We start from the raw sequence: 17,434 nt of genomic DNA, 5'->3' as shown, positions 1-17,434 counted from the left end.
ATTTTTGACTTTCGGGATCGCATTACCGAAAGCGTCGTGGCTATAGTCAAGCCGCACATCAAGAGGAGGTCGCCCGTTCACGCAGGGAGCGTCCGGACAGCATCGAGCCATATGACCTATCGAGGATGCCGGATCGCCGCCGGCTCTTTACAATCAAGCGGTTTAGGTGGAATCTCCCCAAACTAGTGCGCACAGGTCAGTTCGCTGCATCTTACGGACTTCCGTTTGTGAGCCCGCCATTCAGCACGGTGCATACGGCTGGCTTTCGCGGTCCGGGGGATCAAGCCAATGACGACAGCGTCCGACTCGCTTGGCGAAACCGAGTCCGTTGCGACGCGCGCACTACATGACCTGGAGCGACCCGATCGGGGATTGCAAACCGATGCTCGACCTCTCATCTCAGACGAACTGAGCTTAGCCCGCGAAAATAAGGCGACCGATCTTGAAAGAAGCTGGTGGTCTTGCGTCTGGTCGCACCGACCCAAACTCCTGTATCTGGGGCTTTTTGCTGCGGCCTACGTCTTGGGGGCCGGAGTTGCGCAGGCGCTCGCAATCGTACCTGGAACAGGCATTTCCATTTGGCCCCCGAGCGGGCTCTGCATTGCTACGCTTGTCTACACCTCCAGGTACACTTGGCCGTGGTGGCTGGTGGCAGGTTGTCTTGCTGAAATGTTCAGCAATTCCCTGTGGTTCTTCAGTCCGCTACCTGCGGCCTTCCTGATCTATACCGGCAACGCTCTTGAAGCGGTGGTCGGCGCATGGCTCGTGAACTGGGCGTGCGGGCGCCCGGTTCGGCTGGAAACCTTGCGTGAGGTTCTGGCACTGGTCGTGCTCGGCGCCGGAATTGCGCCGGTTGTAAGCGCGACGGTGGGAAGTGCGACACTCGCGTGGTTCGGGATAAAATCGCAAACCTTCACGGCGGCCTGGCCTCTATTCTGGCTCGGGGACGCGACCGGAGTCTTGATCGTGGCCCCACTGGCGCTGGTCGTGTTCCAGAACTGGGGCGGCAGGACCCAGCTCTCGGTCACACGTTGGATTGAAGCCTGCATCCTGGGGGTGATCTTTCTCGGTGTCGCCGCCCTTTCCCTCAGCGGTCATCTGGCCTCCGCCTACGTCGTCTTGCCACCGCTTCTTTGGGCCGCGGTCCGCTTCGAGTTCAAAGGGGCTGCCGTCGCCTTGACCCTCCTGGTCCTGATCACGGTGGTATTCACGATATCGGGCGCCAGCCAATTTGTCGGCGATCCTGAGTTCCAGAGGCAATTGCAGTACGCGCTGCAGCTTTTTTTGGCCATCTCGGCATTTTCCGTGCTCATCGTGGCCGCCATCTCCCGCCAGCACCAGCAGGCGGTGCTTACGTTGTCGCATAGTGAGCGGGAACTGCGAGAACTCGTCGACGTGGTCCCAGTTGCCATCGCGCGTCTGGCGCCCGATGGCAATCCGATGTTCTTCAACAAGCGCCTGATTGATTTTCTCGGACTGGGCATAACGGATCTGGAAGAGCCAGGTAGGAGCCGACTGGCGGCAGCCGTCGCGACCGCCGTCCACCCCGACGACGCGGCCGGGTATAAGGAAGCGCTCAACCACTCTCTCCTCACCGGTGAGCCCTTTTCCAGAAGATATCGCCTGCGTCGCGCGGACAGCCTGTATCGCTGGGTGGAAGACCGTATTGAGCCGCTGCGAGGTCAAGACGGAGCGATTCTGCATTGGTACGGGGTTTCTCTCGACATAGACGATCAGATGCGCCTTTACAGTGACATTAAGGAACGCGAATCGAAGATTCGGCGACTGGTCGATTCAGATATTATCGGGATCGTTATCTGGGACCTGGACGGACGGCTTATCGACGCCAATGATGCGTTTCTCCGCATGGTCCAGTACGACCGCGAGGATTTGCACGCCGGACTTCGGTGGTTCGATATGACTCCTCCGGAATGGCAAGAAGCGCATACGCGCGAAGAGGCTGAAGAGCTCAAGACGACGGGCAAGATGCAGCCCCGCGAGAAGGAGTATTTCAGGAAGGATGGCAGCCGGGTGCCTGTACTGATCGGGGCTGCTTGCTTCGAGGGAGACTCGGGGCAAGGGGTCGCCTACATTCTCGATTTGACCAAACGCAAGCGCGCGGAAGCGGCACAGTTGCGCGCGGAAGCGGCGCTGCGGCAAGCCTTCGACGGGCTCGCCAAGGCGGCACAGGCCGCCAGCCTCGCGGAGCTCTCGGCTTCGATCGCCCACGAGGTGACCCAGCCGCTGGCGGCTGCTGTGGCGAACTCTCATGCTTGCCAGCGTTGGCTCGCCGCAGACCCACCAAATCTCGAGCGGGCCCGAAAGTCGGCGGAGCGTACCATTAGCTCCGCGAAATCCGCCGCCGATGTCCTTAGCCGAATCCGTGCACTATTCAAACAATCCGTAGGGACGAGGGGCTCTACCGCGTTCAGCGGCGTTATCGCCGAAGCTTTGAAATTGGTGGCCGACGAAGCGGCGCGGCGGCGTGTCCGCATGGATATCGACATCGAAAGGGACCTTCCGCCCATCGCACTTGATCGCATCCAGATTCAGCAGGTCCTGGTCAACCTTATCCGCAACGGCATGGACGCGATGACCCCTGTCACGGGCGACCGAGTTCTGCTGATAAGGGTGCGATCGGTGGATGCTGTGATCCAGACCGAAATCAGCGACTGCGGCCCGGGCATCGAGTTTCCCGACAGAATATTCGAACCGTTCTTCACGACCAAAGAGCAGGGCATGGGCATGGGATTGGCGATCTGCCGTTCGATCATCGAATCGCACGGCGGACGCTTGTGGGCGGAGAAAAACGAGCCGAATGGAGCGACGTTCGTCTTCACATTGCCGGTCGAAGCGACGGCACCGCAATAACGACGGACGACCACACCGTAATCATCGCGGATAGCCTCCAACCTGGGACTCGTCGCAGCCACAGATCGAGGGCGTCCGCGCGCAGCCTGTTTCGGGGGGCAGTTATCTTTCCTCTCCCGCTTACCTCTGGGGGCGTTCTTTGGGGCGGCGATTGCGGGCGGGGGCTTTCTGTTTGGCTGTGATATCGTCGTTGAAGTTCTCCTGCTCCGGGTCACCGCTCATGTTGACAAGAGATAGGATGCAGACCGAGGGGCCGCGTATCCGCCTTGACGTCGGCGACGTTCAATTCCGGTTTTTGACGCTTTGCTCACCTCACCAAGACTGACGCCCGTGTGGCGGAGGAAGCTGCCGTCCTTCCTACGAGCGTCTTGCTGGAGACAATAGATAAGCGTCTGCACTTCGAGTCCCTTCAAGTTTCCGTCAAACGCAGCATGTGGTGCGATGGCAGGTCAAAGCCCGGGATTTTCAAGTTGTGATAGAAAACGTTCTCTCCGGTGTACCCAAACCAAAGTTTAGTTGTCGCCTCGTGACTGCTGGTTTAGCGTAAAATCATTACGAAAAACCCGAGTACTTGATCGGCTGCAAAGTAATACACTTGCGGCTGTGCTGTTCCGACTCGGGCGCAAATGAACAATCGCCTCAACAGGAGACAGTTCAATGTCAAGCCGCAAGTTGAAAACACTTCGAGAGGTCGGAGCAGCATTTCTGACTGGAGCAGTTATTCTTATTGGGCTCGGCGCGCCCGCCAATGCACAGCCAGCCGCCGATTTGTACAAAGATCCGGCCAATCCAGCACTGACCAAGGGCAACATGAAGCTTGACGTTTCAAGAGCGGCGCTCGTCGTTATCGATCCACAGAATGATTTCATGAGCCCCAAGGGGCTTGCTTGGTCCGTCGTGGGTGAGAGTGTCACCGAACATCAAGTTGTTCCCCACCTGGATCAGCTCTTCGCCGCCGCAAAACAGGCAGGAATGGTGGTCGCGATATCACCCCATCATTATTACCACTGGGATCACACCTGGAAGGTACAGGGTCCGCTCGAGATCTTTCAGCATGATGTCGGCGTCTTCGACCGGAAGGGTCCTTATACATTGGACGGCTTCGAGGGATCTGGCGCAGACTTCCTACCCGATTTCAAGAAGTATATCGAAGACGACAAAACGATCATTGCCTCGCCGCACAAGCTATACGGTCCCCAGCTAAACGACCTCTCCTTCCAGCTCCGCAAGCAGGGCGTCACTCAGATAATTCTCGCAGGAATGCTTGCGAACATGTGTGTTGAATCACACCTTCGCGAATTCCTCGAAGAGGGATTTGAAGTAGCGGTCATACGAGACGCGATAGCCGCAACTAAACTGCCTGAGGGCGATGGCTATCAGGCGGCGCTGGTCAATTTCCGATATATGGCGAACGGACTTTGGACCACCGATGATGCCGTAAAGATGATGATCACGCAATGAGGCATGGCCGTCCCGGGGCAGCCGGTCCGGCTGCCCGTCCCGATGGCATCGAGTCCGGGAGCTCGACAGTCGCTTCCCACCGCCCCCTGTACCCGCCTGGCTGCCTGGAAGGATGGCAATGGGGGCGAAACAATCATGTTCGATTTGCATGATCATTCGGCCTCATCGACATCCTCTTCTTGGGTAGCTCGCTTGGCAATCAGTCGCCTCAGTAGGGGGCCTGCCGAGGCACTTTCGTCCTTGGAAGCTGCGTTAAACGCCCATTGCGACGGTGGGTGCTCTCGAGGTGTGACGATGGTAGAAAATCCGCATCGCACAAGTGCAGCGAGTTGATCCGGCAGGACGTGGCCAATAGCCCGAATATCGCCTTTGAAGCCATACTTCTCGCGCAGCGTTCGAGCAACGGTGAAACCGCGACCGTCCCTGAACTTCGGAAAAGCCACCACGACTAGATCGACGCGATCAAGGAACGGAGCGACCTCGTCGGCGGTTGTCCCTTCGCCAACGTACGCACCAAGCGGACTTATCGCCGGTGGCTCGGCTCCCCAGGCTGTCAGGCTCTCGATCGAAAGCACGAAGTTAGGACCTACCTTACCGTCGCCTTCGCAATCGGGATAGGTCCATCTGTCGTCGAGGATCTGACCCGCACTATCGATGAGCGCCATACACGGCCTCCTTGAATGGCGCGGCTCCGAGGCGCCTGTAAGTCTCGATGAATGCCTCTGTCTCTGCACGATGGGCGATATAGGCATCGACGATCGCTTCGATTGCCTCGGGCACCTTTTCCGCCGGTACCGCCGGACCGATTATACTCCCGATCGAGGCCTCTTCGTCTGCCGAACCGCCGAGCGTGATTTGGTAGACTTCCTCACCGTTCTTATCGACGCCGAGCAAGCCGATCTGGGCCACATGGTGATGGCCGCAGGCGTTGATGCAACCCGAGATATTCAGATCCAGCGGTCCGATTTGCTCCTGCCTCTCCGGATCTGCGAAACGTTCGGCGATCTTCTGCGCGATCGGGATCGAGCGCGCAGTCGCCAGGCTGCAATAGTCCATCCCGGGGCAGGCGATGATATCGGTGACGAGACCAACATTGCCCGATGCCAGTCCACCTTCCACGAGGGTCTGCCAAAGCTCGTGAAGTTGATCCTGTCGCACATGGGGCAAAACCACGTTCTGGTCATGGGATACGCGAATTTCCCCGAAAGAGAACCGATCGGCTGCTTCGGCAATCAGGTCCATCTCGTCGGCGCTGACGTCGCCAGAAATCCCCCCGACCGGTTTCAGCGAGATGACCGCGGACACGTAACCTCTCTTCTGGTGAGGATGGGTGTTTGTCCGAAACCAGGCGCGGAAGGCGCGATCTATACGCTTTGCGTTCTCAAGCACGGGACTCGTCAACGGCAACGGCTCGAAAGGCGGCTCGCTGAAACGAGCGGCTATCGTCGAGATGACGTCTTCCTCGAGAACATTGTAGTTGTTTGCCATACCGGCGAACTCGTCCTCGATCATGCTGATGAAGTTTTCGGGCTTCATCTCGCGAAGTAAAATCTTGACGCGCGCCTTGTAGATATTGTCGCGTCGGCCGAGGGCGTTATAGACCCGCAAAATGGCTTCGACATATCGCAACAACTCGCGCACCGGCAGCCAGTCACGGACTTTGGTGCCGACAACAGGCGTGCGGCCCAGACCGCCGCCAGCATAAATCGTAAAGCCCGGTTCGCCCGTCCGGCTGCGACTAGCAAGAATCCCGATGTCATGGACCCGTACCGCCGCCCGATCTTGCGGGCTGCCAGTAATGGCAATCTTGAATTTGCGCGGGAGATACGTGAATTCAGGATGATCGGTCGACCATTGCCGAAGGATCTCTGCAAATAGCCGAGGATCAACCACTTCCTCGGCGGCCGCCCCTGCGAAATGGTCTGTTGTCACGTTGCGGACGCAGTTGCCGCTAGTCTGGATCGCATGCAAATCCGCTTCAGCGAGAACAGCCAGAATTTCTGGCGCGTCGGCGAGTCGAGCCCAATTGAACTGGATGTTCTGGCGTGTGGTGAAATGTCCGTAACCCCGGTCGTAGTAGCGCGCTATATAGGCGAGCTGACGCATTTGCGATGCGCTGAGAACGCCGTAGGGAAGGGCAACCCGCAGCATATAGCCGTGGAGTTGGAGATAGAGGCCGTTCATCAGCCGGAGCGGCTTGAATTCCTCTTCGGTAAGTTCCCCGCTGATACGCCGCTGAACCTGCCGCCGGAATTGCTCGGCCCGATCCCGCAGGAACTGCCGATCATATTCGTCATAGCGATAGATCCCGGCAAAGGGCGATCTCGATGTGGTTGAAGGCGGCTCTGGCAATGGCCGGGGAGCCCATCGCTCCTGCGGGGGCGTGGCAGCAAGGTCGGCTCGCACGCTCGGGCCAATCTCCCTCAATCGCTCACGTCTGGCCACCAGAACGGGCTTACCTCCGACCTCATTGACGGGGATCGACCTGATATCGACCGCCACACTGCGGGCGCTGTTCTGCAGCTTGTCAACCTGGCCACAAATGTCCTCATCCGAAAGGACCGCAGCATTGTCGAGCCGTTCGCTCCAGCCTCCATTTGAAGTATGCCAGACAACGACGCCATCGGTTAAGCGATTTGCTGTGATTACACTTCGAGGCATTGACTACTCCTGAACTGTCCGGACATCAGGCAACCTTCTTGACAGCGACCCAGCCGAGATCGCCGCCGACGTCGAGAAGCGCGGCAACAAGGGCTCGCATGTGGTTTTCGCTATGAAAGGGAGTGGGCGTGATGCGCAGTCGCTCTTGTCCGCGCGCGACCGTCGGGTAGTTGATCGGCTGAACGTAAATGCTGTGTTCATCCAGCAAGCGTTCACTGATCCGGCGGCACAGGTGCGCGTCACCGACGATCACCGGAAGGATGTGACTCGGGCTGTCGAGCAGCGGCAGCCCGCCGTCGACGAGCATCGCCTTCAATTTCCCGGCATTCGCAGCTTGCTTTGCCCGGTCTTCCGGATGCGCCCTGACGTGCTGAATAGCGGCCAGGGCACCTGCTGCCAGATGAGGGCAGAGCGAAGTCGTGAAAATGAAACTGTCCGCCATGCTGCGGATGATATCGATCAGGAGTGCGGGGCCGGCGACGTAACCGCCGATAACGCCGAACGCCTTGGCAAGCGTTCCTTCGATCACCGTGAGACGATGGGCGAGTCCCTCTCGATCGGCAATGCCGCCGCCATCCGGACCATAGAGGCCAACTGCGTGCACTTCATCAAGATAGGTGATGGCACCGTGCTTCTCAGCGACGTCGCAGATCGCCGCAATCGGAGCGATGTCGCCGTCCATGCTGTAGACGCTCTCGAAAGCGACGATCTTCGGGCGGTTCGGATCAACGGCGCTCATCAGCTCGTCCAGATGCGCGACATCGTTGTGTCGGAAGATGAAGCGCTCTGCGCCTGATCGGCGGATGCCTGCGATCATCGAGTTATGGTTCAGAGCGTCGGAAAAAATGGCGCAGTCCGGCAAAACGCGGCCAAGCGTACCCAGGGCAGCAAGATTGGAGATCCAGCCTGAGGTGAAGATCAGCGCGGCTTCCTTGCCATGCAGGTCAGCAAGCTCAGTCTCAAGGGCGACGTGCTGGCGATTGGTCCCGGAAATGTTGCGCGTACCGCCTGTGCCGGCCCCTGATAGATCGATTGCACTGTGCATGGCGTGCAAGACATCAGGGTGCTGGCCCATGCCCAGATAGTCATTGCTGCACCAAACTGTCACCCGCTGCGTTGTGCCATCAGGCCGATGGCGCAGCGCTGTCGGGAATTCACCTGCAATGCGCTCGAGCTCCGCGAACGTCCGATAGCGACCATCGAGCTTCATTTCCGAAAGAAGGGCGTGGAATCTCTCGTTATAATCCATGGGGCGCACACCTGAGTTGTCCGGGATGGAGAGCCGGATATTGCCGTACATGTTTCATCAATGTATGTCTATGATCCATACATTACAAGAGTTGCCAGGACGGCTCCAAAAACACACCACGCTATACCGCGATATCTCTTGACCCGGCCAGGAGGCTTCGCCCCGCTGAATTCGACCTTCACCGGGTCAGAAAAGCTCGGTTTTCGGCGCATCATCGCCCTTGGAGCGGATGTGCGACCACACCAGCCTTATCGGGGCGCTCTATTTCGCTAGCCTTTGTCCAGGTTTTCTCGAATCGAGGGTGCCGCTGCCCTCCATGCCGCCACGAAGGCTGCAGCGATGTCGCGTATTTCTCGCGGGTTTCGTCCGGGCCTGTAGAGATTGCCCCCAATCCCAAAGCCGCTTGCGCCTGCGGCGACCCAGCCCGCCACGACGTCAGGCGTGATGCCGCCTGTCGGCAGCAACGGGATCGTGTCGGCAAACACGGCACGCCATGCCTTCAGAACCGGCGGCGAGATCGCTTCGGCGGGGAATACTTTCAAGCCGTCGGCACCAGCTTCAAGCGCCGCAAAGCCTTCCGTGGGGGTGAATACGCCAGGAAAACAGGCCATTTTGTGTTCGCGTGCCGATCGCACTACGGCGGTATCCGCGTGAGGCATGACAATCAGCCTTCCGCCCGCGTCGCGAACGCGGGCGACATCGGCAGGCTTCATGACGGTTCCGGCTCCAATGAGAGCCTCGTCTCCGAAGCGCCGCGCGATGCGCTCGATGCTGTTAAGCGGGTCCGGCGAGTTAAGCGGGACCTCGATCAGGCGAAAACCGGCCTCAACGAGCACGGCGGTGACATCCTCAATCTCTTCCGGCGTGATCCAGCGCAGCACTGCGATCAGCGGACACGCTTCGAGAGCCGATGCAAGCGTGAGGGGCTCAGCCGCTGTCGTTAGGTGTTCGGGCATTGTATGGTTCCTTCCGATCCTGCCATACAGATGTTTCGAGCTTGGGCCAATCGCTGCCTCCTAGGCATCACACGCGGCACATTTCGTCGCAGTTTGCCTATATTTCTGGATTCAACGCACCGCATATTGTATGGCGATTGGCCATACTTAAAAGACGGATATGTCTTTGTCCAGAGTCTCAACGGAAGCGAGTTCGGAATGCATGGGATAATAACGCAGGACGAGCGACAGGCAGTCGTCATTCCAGGCTACGACGAGCAGATCGTCCGCTGGTTCACGTTGGCTACGGTCATTTGGGCGCTCGTCGGCCTGTCGGCAGGGCTTCTGGTTGCCCTCCAGTTGACGTTCCCGTCCTTAAACTTCTCGGAATACGCGACCTTCGGGCGGCTCCGTCCGGTTCACGTGTCGGGTGTCGTGCTCGCTTTCGCCGGCAATGCGCTGCTCGCGACTTCTCTCTATGTCGTCCAAAGGACGTGCCAGGTCGGGCTGTGGGGCGGTCGCCAGCTCTCGATGCTCCTGTTCTTTGGCTACCAGCTCGTCCTCGTCCTGGCATTGACTGGCTATCCACTTGGCATCACACAGAGCAAGGAATATGCCGAGCCGGAATGGTATGCCGACCTGCTGCTTCTCGCTGTATGGCTGACCTATCTTGCAATCTTTACCGGCACACTCGCTCGGCGCCGTGAACCGCACATCTATGTGGCGAACTGGTTCTATCTCGCCTTCATCATCACTGTCGCAGTCCTGCACATCGTCAACAACCTGGCTATTCCGGTCTCCTTCGTCGGAACCAAGAGCTATTCGCAATTTGCCGGGGTCCAGGATGCGCTGATCCAGTGGTGGTACGGCCACAACATGATCGGCTTCTTCCTGACGGCCGGCTTCATCGGGATGATGTACTATTTCGTTCCGAAGCAGGCAGAGCGGCCGATCTATTCCTATCGACTCTCGATCGTGCACTTCTGGGCACTGATCTTCCTCTATATCTGGGCTGGCCCGCATCACCTCCACTACAGCGCACTGCCCGATTGGGCGCAGACGCTGGGCATGGCGTTTTCGATCATGCTTTGGATCCCTTCCTGGGGCGGCATGATCAACGGCATCATGACCCTGTCGGGTGCGTGGGGAAAGCTGCGCAGCGACCCGATCCTGCGCTTCCTCGTCGTCGCGGTCGCCTTCTATGGCATGGCGACTTTCGAGGGGCCGCTGATGTCCATCAAGGCCGTCAATGCGCTCAGTCACTATACGGACTGGACGGTCGGTCATGTTCATTCCGGCGCGCTCGGCTGGGTGGCCTTCATGGTCTTCGGCTCGATCTATTATCTGGTGCCGCGCCTTTGGCGCTCGCCACTTTGGTCGCACCGGCTCGTCGAGTGGCATTTCTGGATCGCGACGATCGGCATCGTTCTCTACATCACCGCGATGTGGGTGGCCGGTATCGCGCAGGGTCTGATGTGGCGGGCCTACGACCAGTTCGGCTTCCTTCAATATTCCTTCGCCGACAGCGTCGCGATGCTGCACCCCTATTATCTCGTGCGCGCACTTGGTGGATTGCTCTACCTGCTCGGCGCTCTGCTGATGGCCTTCAACGTCTTCATGACAATCGCCGCCTCCAGGAGCCGACGCGCAAATCTCCGCCAGTCTGAGCGGCCCGGTATCGATTCAATGCGCCCTTCCGTTTCGGAAGGTTAAGCCCGCCCCCTCTGTTCAAGCTGAAAGACGTCGCTTCGCAATGGCAAATGCACCTGAAACAAAAGTCACCCACGGAACGATCGAACGCTCGACGACATTGCTGTTCGTCCTGAGTTTTCTGGTCGTCGCGATCGGCGGCCTGGTCGAGGTCGTGCCGCTCTTCCGTCTTGATGAAACTATCAAGCCGGTAACGGGGGTTCGCCCCTACACGCCGCTCGAGCAACTCGGCCGCAACATCTATACGCGCGAGGGGTGCTACACCTGTCACAGCCAGCAGGTCCGGCCCTTCCGTGACGAGGTCGAGCGTTACGGGCATTATTCGATCGCCGCCGAGAGCATGTACGACCATCCCTTCCTCTGGGGCTCGAAGCGCACCGGACCCGATCTTGCGCGGGTCGGCGGCAAATATTCCAACGCCTGGCATGTGGCGCACATCATCAATCCGCGCGACGTCGTGCCGGTGTCGGTCATGCCCGCTTACCCGTTCCTGTGGGACCGCGATCTCAAATACGACGATATCTCGGATCACCTGCGGGCGCTCCGTAAGGTCGACGTGCCCTACTCGAGCGAGGGGATCATCGACGCTGCCGATGACATCCGCGCGCAGGCGACGGGGGAGGGCACCGAAGGGCTTCTCGCCCGCTATCCAGGCGCCAAGCTTGGCGACTTCGACGGCCGGCCCGACCGCACCACGGAGATGGATGCCCTGATCGCCTATCTGCAGGTGCTCGGCACCATGGTCGACTTCTCGGATGTCCGCCTGGACAAGCCGAAGGAGTAACGCATGTCGCAGTTCATCATCAGCATAGTTGTCGATGGCTGGCTCGTCATCGCCTGCTTCCTGTTCACCGCGATCGTCTGGAACGCCTTCAGCCCGTCTGCTCGATCTCAAATGGAACGGCACGCCCGTATCCCGTTCAAGGATGAAGGAGGCACACGATGAGCGTTCAGGAGCGCGATCCGCTGACCGGCCAGGTCACGACAGGACACGAATGGGATGGGATCAAGGAACTCAGAACCCCCATCCCGAACTGGTGGCTGATCACCTTCATCGTCACATGGGTTCTGTCGATCGGATACCTGGTGCTGTATCCGTCCTTCGCGACGACGAAGAGCTATGCCCCGGGCATCCTCGGATGGTCCAGCAGGAACGACTTGAGCGAGGCGACGCAGCAGGCCCGCGATATGCAATCCGCGTGGCGCAACCAGATCCTCGCCACGCCCCTGGAGCAGATTGAGGACAATGAAGAGTTGCGCCGGTTCGCCGTTGCGGGTGGGGTGGCCGCCTTCAACGAGAATTGCGCAGCCTGCCACGGGGTGGGAGCCGTCGGACAAATCGGCCAGTTTCCATCGCTGATCGATGACGACTGGCTTTGGGGCGGCACGATCACAGACATCCACACGACCATCCGGCATGGAATTCGCACCGCAAGCGACGATGCGCGGGCAAGTGAGATGCCTGCGTTCGGCGACGTTATGACCGGTGAAGAAATTGTCGCGACGGCCGACTACGTGCTCAGCCTCTCCGATCGCAGCCTTGACGCCATGAGGGCGAGCATGCCGGGAGCGGCGCTTTTCGCGGACAATTGCGAGTCCTGCCACGGTGCGGGTGGTGAAGGGAACCGTGAGTTCGGCGCTCCGCGATTGAACGATGCGATCTGGCTCTATGGCGGAACGCGTGACGCCGTCATTCGTCAGATCACGCAGCCGAAAATGGGCCAGATGCCCACATGGGAGAGCCGCCTGGACGAAGGAACCATCCGGATGCTCGCCGTCTATGTCCACACACTCGGTGGCGGAGAAAAGTAATGGCGACCACGACGATCCTCGACACCGTTTCCCCGCGCAAGCCGGCGCGCTTGGCTATCCCGCAAACCGTGCGCGGCCGTTACCGCACGATCAAGACCGTCGTGGCCGCTATTTTGCTGACGTTCTACTTCGTCACGCCCTGGATCCGATGGGATCGCGGGCCGCAGTTGCCCGATCAGGCGGTCCTGTTCGATCTTCCCGGAAGGCGGCTGTTCCTCTTCGGACTGGAGTTCTGGCCGCAGGACCTGCCGATCGCCGTCGGCGTTCTCATCCTCGGCGCCTTTGGCCTGTTCGGCGCGACGACGCTTGCCGGTCGCGTGTGGTGCGGATTCACCTGCCCGCAGACGGTCTGGACCGACCTCTTCTTCACGATCGAACGGCTCTGCGAGCGCCTGTTCGGCAAGGATACGCTTCTGTCGAACGTGGCAAAGGCCATTGTGCAGGTCACGCTCGCCATCGCGACCGCGATCGGTTTTGCCGCGTACTTCAACGATGCGCTGACCTTTCCTCACGCTCTGGTCACCGGCGCAGCGCCGATGGGAGCCTACATAGCCGTTGGGGTCCTGACACTCACCACGTGGCTGTTTGCGGCCTACGCCAAGGAACGGGTGTGCCTGCACATGTGCCCGTGGCCCCGCTTTCAGGCCGCGCTGCTCGACAAGGACAGCCTCGTCGTTACCTATCAGAGATGGCGGGGCGAGCCGCGTGGCAAGAAGAAGGTGCCGTTGCGCTCGACGCTGACGGATCTCTCCGCACTTGTGCGCGAGGCCAGCTCGTTCGACGCCGGGCGAGGGGACTGCATCGACTGCCAGCGCTGCGTCAATGTCTGCCCGACGGGGATCGATATTCGTGACGGTTTGCAGATGGGGTGCATTGGCTGCGGGCTCTGCATCGACGCCTGCGACGATGTGATGGCCAGGATCGGCCGGCCGGCCGGGCTAATTCGTTTCGACGTCGAAGGTTCCGACAGTGCCGGATCGTTTCAAAAGCCGACGGTTCGATTCCTTCGGCCCAAGACCCTCCTTTACGCCATCCTGTGCCTGGTCGCGCTCGGATCGAGCGTATTCGGGACCCTTCGCATGAAAAGTGTGCTTGTCGATATCGATCCGCAACGTGGCCAGCCCTTCGTGCAGTTGTCGGATGGCTCTGTGCGTAACGATTTCAGTTTCCGGCTCGCCCATCGTCTTCCCACGCTGGATCGCATTGCCATTCACGCCGAGGGACTTCCTGGAGCGACGCTACGCTTTGCCGACGCGCAAACCGGACATGAAGCGGTCCATCTGGCCGTGCCGGGAAACCGCCGGATCAGTGACCGGCTGTTCATCACGGCAGCACCCAGACGGGGCCCTTCGGGGCGCACGAACATCCGCATCGTCGTTACCAATGCGGCGAACGGGGCGACACTCGAAGAAGTCGAAACCTACTTCTGGGGGCCAGCGCGATGATACCAAGGACGTTCGTCTCCGGTAGGAAGGATCTCTGGATACCCGGCTGTTTCATTTTTTTCTTCATCCTCCTTGCTGGGTTTGAGGTGTGGTTTGTCGCTCTGGCAAACAGGAGTTTCACCGGCGTGGTCACGGACAACGCCTACGCCATCGGATTGAACTACAATGAGGTTCTGGCACAGCGCGAAGCAGAAAAGCGCCTCGGCTGGAAGACCACGCTTTCCTTCGACGAGGGAGAAAAGCTGGGTGGCCGGCTGACGCTGCGCGTCCACGACGCGGACGGACAGCTTCTAATCGCCGACGAGGTGCGCGCGACTGCCGAACGGATGAGCCGGTTCCCGCAGATTCAAGCCGTCCAGTACGACCGTCAACCGAATGGTGACTATGTCGCCGATCTCTCGGTCCCGCTGGCAGGCCGCTGGTTCATCCGGGCGCGGATCGCGCGTGGCGGACAGACGGTTCACATCATTGAAGAGGTCGATGTCCGTCCATGACCGCGCGACCAAACATTGCACTGAACAGCATGCCGCCAACGCCGCCGCCGGCACTTCTGTCAGCGCTCGCCGCGTCGAGAACGGGAAGTGCACAGCAACTCGATCTTCTTGTCGAGGGCGTTCATTGTGCGAATTGCATTCGTAAGATTGAAACGCGTCTGGCGAGCGACCCGGCGATCACCCGCGCCCGCGTCAACCTCACCCTGCGGCGCCTTTCCGTCGAATGGGTCGGGGGCCCCGACCATGCCGAAGTCATCGGCAAGACCGTTCGCGATCTCGGCTATGCAGTCGCACCCTACGACGCCGGGTCGCTGAGTGCCTCTCACCATCGAACCGGTCGCGAGCTTCTGCGTTGCCTGGCGATTGCGGGATTCGCGTCCTCGAACGTCATGATGCTCGCCTGGGCGGTATGGGCCGGTCAGGCGCAAGGCATGTCGGCAAGCACACAAGCGTTCTTCAATTGGTTGTCCGCCCTGGTCGCCGTACCCGCGCTCGCTGTTGCTGGTCGCCCGTTCTACCGCTCTGCTTTCGCGGCACTGAAGGCCGGCCTCACCAATATCGACGTCCCGATCGTCGCCGCTCTCGTGCTCGCAACCGCAATCAGCCTGATGGAGCTCTTCCGGCACAATGCGCATGTCTATTTCGACAGCGCGTCAATGCTCCTCTTCGTCCTTCTGATCGGCCGCTATCTCGATTTCCGTGTCCGGGCGAGGTCACGGGAAGCGATTGAGCGCCTCGCCATGATGCGGACCGAGCACGCCAAGATCCTGCGCGCGGATGGACAATCGGCTGTCGTGCCCGCTGCTTCGGTCGAGCCGGGAATGCTGGTGGTCGTAGAGGCCGGTGAAACGGTGCCTGTGGATGGCCGGGTCGTGAGCGGGGAGACGACGCTCGACCGATCCGCCGTGACGGGGGAAACGCTGCCGGAGCAGGTCGGTCCGGGAGATGACGTTCTGGCAGGTAGTATCAATGGTCCGACCCCTCTACACATCCGGGCCGTCAAGCCCGTTGCCGAGAGCTACCTTTCGGAAATCCTCCGTCTGGTCGAGCAGGCGCAGCTTCAGAAGGGACGCGCCGCCACAATGGCCGATCGGCTGGCCGCACTTTGGACACCGCTCGTCCATGTGGTCGCGTTCCTGACCCTGTTGGGCTGGTGGCTCATCGGGGCCGACCCGCCGACCGCGTTGTTGCATGCGGTCACGGTCCTGATCATTGCCTGCCCCTGTGCGATCGGGCTCGCCATTCCAGCGGTGCAGGTTGCCGCGATCGGCGGATTGCTTCGGCGCGGCATACTCGTTCGCTCGGGCGACGCGCTCGACAGGCTGGCAACGATCGATCGCGTCGTCGTTGACAAGACCGGCACATTGACCGACGGGCGGCCGGATCTTGTGTCCATTCCCGCGGATCCTGCTGCTCGGCATCTCGCCGCTGCACTGGCCTGGGTGAGTATGCATCCCTTTGCGCGGGCGATATCACGCCGGTTGGGACGGGGCACCCCAGTCGAAAACCCGGTTGAAACGCCCGGAGCCGGCGTCTCCGGTTTCGTCGATGGCGAGCCGGCTCGGCTCGGCAGCGCCGTCTTCTGCGGCATCCAAAATGAGGCGGCCGATGGAGCGAGCGAGGTCTGGGTGGCTTCCCGATCCAACGCACCGGCGAGATTCGCTTTCGCCGACAAGGTTCGCGTCGATGCAATCGAAACCCTCGACCATTTCCGCAGGGTCGGCCTTCCGATCAGTATTCTCTCCGGGGATCGTATTAGCGCGGTCGAGCGATGCGCCGATGAACTCGCCATAGAGGATCGCCGTGGCGGGCTGAAGCCTGCCGAGAAGGCAGCCTTGCTGACCGACTGGAAGGTAAAGGGGGCAAGGCCTCTCATGGTCGGCGATGGCCTCAACGACGCACCGGCGCTCGCCGCGGCTCACGTCTCCGCCAGCTTCGGTCATGGTGTGCCGGCAACGCAGGTGGCGGCCGACTTCGTGCTTCCGGCTGAAACGCTGTCTTCGATGATCGTCGCGCACCGCACAGCCTTGAAAGCAGCGGGCATCGTCCGGCAGAACCTCATCTTTGCTGCGGCCTATAACCTTGCGCTCATCCCGATCGCTGTGCTGGGCCTGGCCTCTCCGCTGATTGCCGCTGCCGCCATGTCGGCCAGTTCGATCGTCGTAACCTTGAACGCGCTTCGCGCGCAGCCACCCCGTATCGGAACCGTGCGATGAGCCCGCTTCTGTTCCTCATTCCCATAGCCCTGACACTCGGCTCGCTCGGTGTCCTGGCATTCCTATGGTCCCTCCGTAACGGCCAATACGACGATCTCGATGGTGCCGCCGAGCGGATCTTCCTCGACAATGACAAACCGGAGACATTTCATGGCGCATGAGGAATTCATTCGATCGGCAAAAAGGCGCAAGGCCTTCGCGCTGTTTCTGACGACCGGCCTCGCCGCAGTCTTCGGGTGGCTCTATGCGGGGCTGGCCGGGGCATTCTGGGCCTTCGCGGCCTGGATTGCCTTCGTCGTGCTGCCGCGCACGACCGGAATGCGGCCCTTGGGCTTCATCTACCGCAACTTCTTCGTCCCGCAGCAACTGCCGTGGACGATGGTCAATGTCGTTCTCGCAATCCTCGTCGGCAGCATGCAGTTCGGCATCGCCGTCGCGTTTTACGCGGCGCTGATCGGCGTGCCAATCGTCGTCCTTACGCTGATCGTCACAGTCATGGAGCCGGACGTCGAAGCGGAGCCGATTCCGCTGCCCGCAAGGGTCAACTCTCAAGCGCCCGACGGCAAGTAAATCGCGTGGC

Annotated in this window: 15 protein-coding genes; 11 read left to right on the top strand and 4 right to left on the bottom strand. The window is 60.3% G+C overall.

Annotation, left to right across the window (positions count from 1 at the left end):
* The first annotated feature begins 288 nt into the window (after positions 1-288).
* A complete protein-coding gene (locus tag QN222_RS20265; protein ID WP_283964128.1) occupies positions 289-2,871 on the top strand; it encodes an MASE1 domain-containing protein in 2,583 nt (860 codons plus the stop codon).
* A gap of 657 nt (positions 2,872-3,528) precedes the next feature.
* On the top strand, positions 3,529-4,332 hold the full coding sequence (locus QN222_RS20260) for an isochorismatase family cysteine hydrolase (protein WP_283964129.1): 804 nt from the start codon (positions 3,529-3,531) through the stop codon (positions 4,330-4,332).
* A gap of 152 nt (positions 4,333-4,484) precedes the next feature.
* Here QN222_RS20260 and QN222_RS20255 read toward each other — a convergent pair whose 3' ends face one another.
* From QN222_RS20255 to QN222_RS20240, 4 genes are all read right to left on the bottom strand, one after another.
* Positions 4,485-4,997, bottom strand: a complete 513-nt coding sequence (locus QN222_RS20255; RefSeq protein ID WP_283964130.1) for a DUF934 domain-containing protein — start codon at positions 4,995-4,997, stop codon at positions 4,485-4,487.
* Positions 4,981-6,993, bottom strand: a complete 2,013-nt coding sequence (locus QN222_RS20250; RefSeq protein ID WP_283964131.1) for a DUF2849 domain-containing protein — start codon at positions 6,991-6,993, stop codon at positions 4,981-4,983. Before QN222_RS20250 ends, QN222_RS20255 begins: the two co-directional genes overlap by 17 nt.
* 25 nt (positions 6,994-7,018) lie before the next feature.
* On the bottom strand, positions 7,019-8,242 hold the full coding sequence (hemA, locus tag QN222_RS20245) for a 5-aminolevulinate synthase (RefSeq protein WP_283964132.1): 1,224 nt from the start codon (positions 8,240-8,242) through the stop codon (positions 7,019-7,021).
* 269 nt (positions 8,243-8,511) lie between these two features.
* The gene (locus tag QN222_RS20240; RefSeq protein WP_284005567.1) at positions 8,512-9,198 is read right to left on the bottom strand and encodes a 2-dehydro-3-deoxy-6-phosphogalactonate aldolase; all 687 of its coding nucleotides are present in this window, start codon (positions 9,196-9,198) and stop codon (positions 8,512-8,514) included.
* A gap of 198 nt (positions 9,199-9,396) precedes the next feature.
* On the opposite strand from QN222_RS20240, the gene ccoN reads away from it, so the two are divergent.
* From ccoN to QN222_RS20195, 9 genes are read left to right on the top strand one after another with little or no spacing between them, the layout of a single operon-like run.
* Positions 9,397-10,890, top strand: a complete 1,494-nt coding sequence (ccoN, locus tag QN222_RS20235; protein WP_283962751.1) for a cytochrome-c oxidase, cbb3-type subunit I — start codon at positions 9,397-9,399, stop codon at positions 10,888-10,890.
* 40 nt (positions 10,891-10,930) lie between these two features.
* Positions 10,931-11,671, top strand: coding sequence for a cytochrome-c oxidase, cbb3-type subunit II (ccoO, locus tag QN222_RS20230; protein WP_283962750.1), 741 nt, complete (start codon positions 10,931-10,933; stop codon positions 11,669-11,671).
* Positions 11,672-11,674: 3 nt separating this feature from the next.
* A complete protein-coding gene (locus QN222_RS20225; protein ID WP_283962749.1) occupies positions 11,675-11,833 on the top strand; it encodes a cbb3-type cytochrome c oxidase subunit 3 in 159 nt (52 codons plus the stop codon).
* Positions 11,830-12,699, top strand: coding sequence for a cytochrome-c oxidase, cbb3-type subunit III (gene ccoP / locus QN222_RS20220; RefSeq protein WP_283962748.1), 870 nt, complete (start codon positions 11,830-11,832; stop codon positions 12,697-12,699). The genes QN222_RS20225 and ccoP overlap by 4 nt, the downstream gene beginning before the upstream one ends.
* Complete coding sequence (gene ccoG, locus QN222_RS20215) at positions 12,699-14,144, top strand: cytochrome c oxidase accessory protein CcoG (RefSeq protein WP_283962747.1); 1,446 nt, start codon at positions 12,699-12,701, stop codon at positions 14,142-14,144. The genes ccoP and ccoG overlap by 1 nt, the downstream gene beginning before the upstream one ends.
* The gene (locus tag QN222_RS20210) at positions 14,141-14,638 is read left to right on the top strand and encodes a FixH family protein (RefSeq protein WP_283962746.1); all 498 of its coding nucleotides are present in this window, start codon (positions 14,141-14,143) and stop codon (positions 14,636-14,638) included. Before ccoG ends, QN222_RS20210 begins: the two co-directional genes overlap by 4 nt.
* Positions 14,635-16,854, top strand: coding sequence for a cation-translocating P-type ATPase (locus tag QN222_RS20205; protein ID WP_283962745.1), 2,220 nt, complete (start codon positions 14,635-14,637; stop codon positions 16,852-16,854). Before QN222_RS20210 ends, QN222_RS20205 begins: the two co-directional genes overlap by 4 nt.
* A complete protein-coding gene (gene ccoS / locus QN222_RS20200) occupies positions 16,851-17,015 on the top strand; it encodes a cbb3-type cytochrome oxidase assembly protein CcoS (protein WP_283962744.1) in 165 nt (54 codons plus the stop codon). The genes QN222_RS20205 and ccoS overlap by 4 nt, the downstream gene beginning before the upstream one ends.
* A complete protein-coding gene (locus QN222_RS20195; RefSeq protein ID WP_283962743.1) occupies positions 17,005-17,424 on the top strand; it encodes a hypothetical protein in 420 nt (139 codons plus the stop codon). Before ccoS ends, QN222_RS20195 begins: the two co-directional genes overlap by 11 nt.
* Positions 17,425-17,434: the final 10 nt, after the last annotated feature.

The sequence above is a fragment of the Sinorhizobium sp. 6-70 genome (genome assembly GCF_030124375.1).
GTDB lineage: Bacteria > Pseudomonadota > Alphaproteobacteria > Rhizobiales > Rhizobiaceae > Sinorhizobium.
The sequence above is the reverse complement of the archived record's forward strand: the minus strand, read 5'-3'. Positions and strand labels throughout refer to the sequence as shown.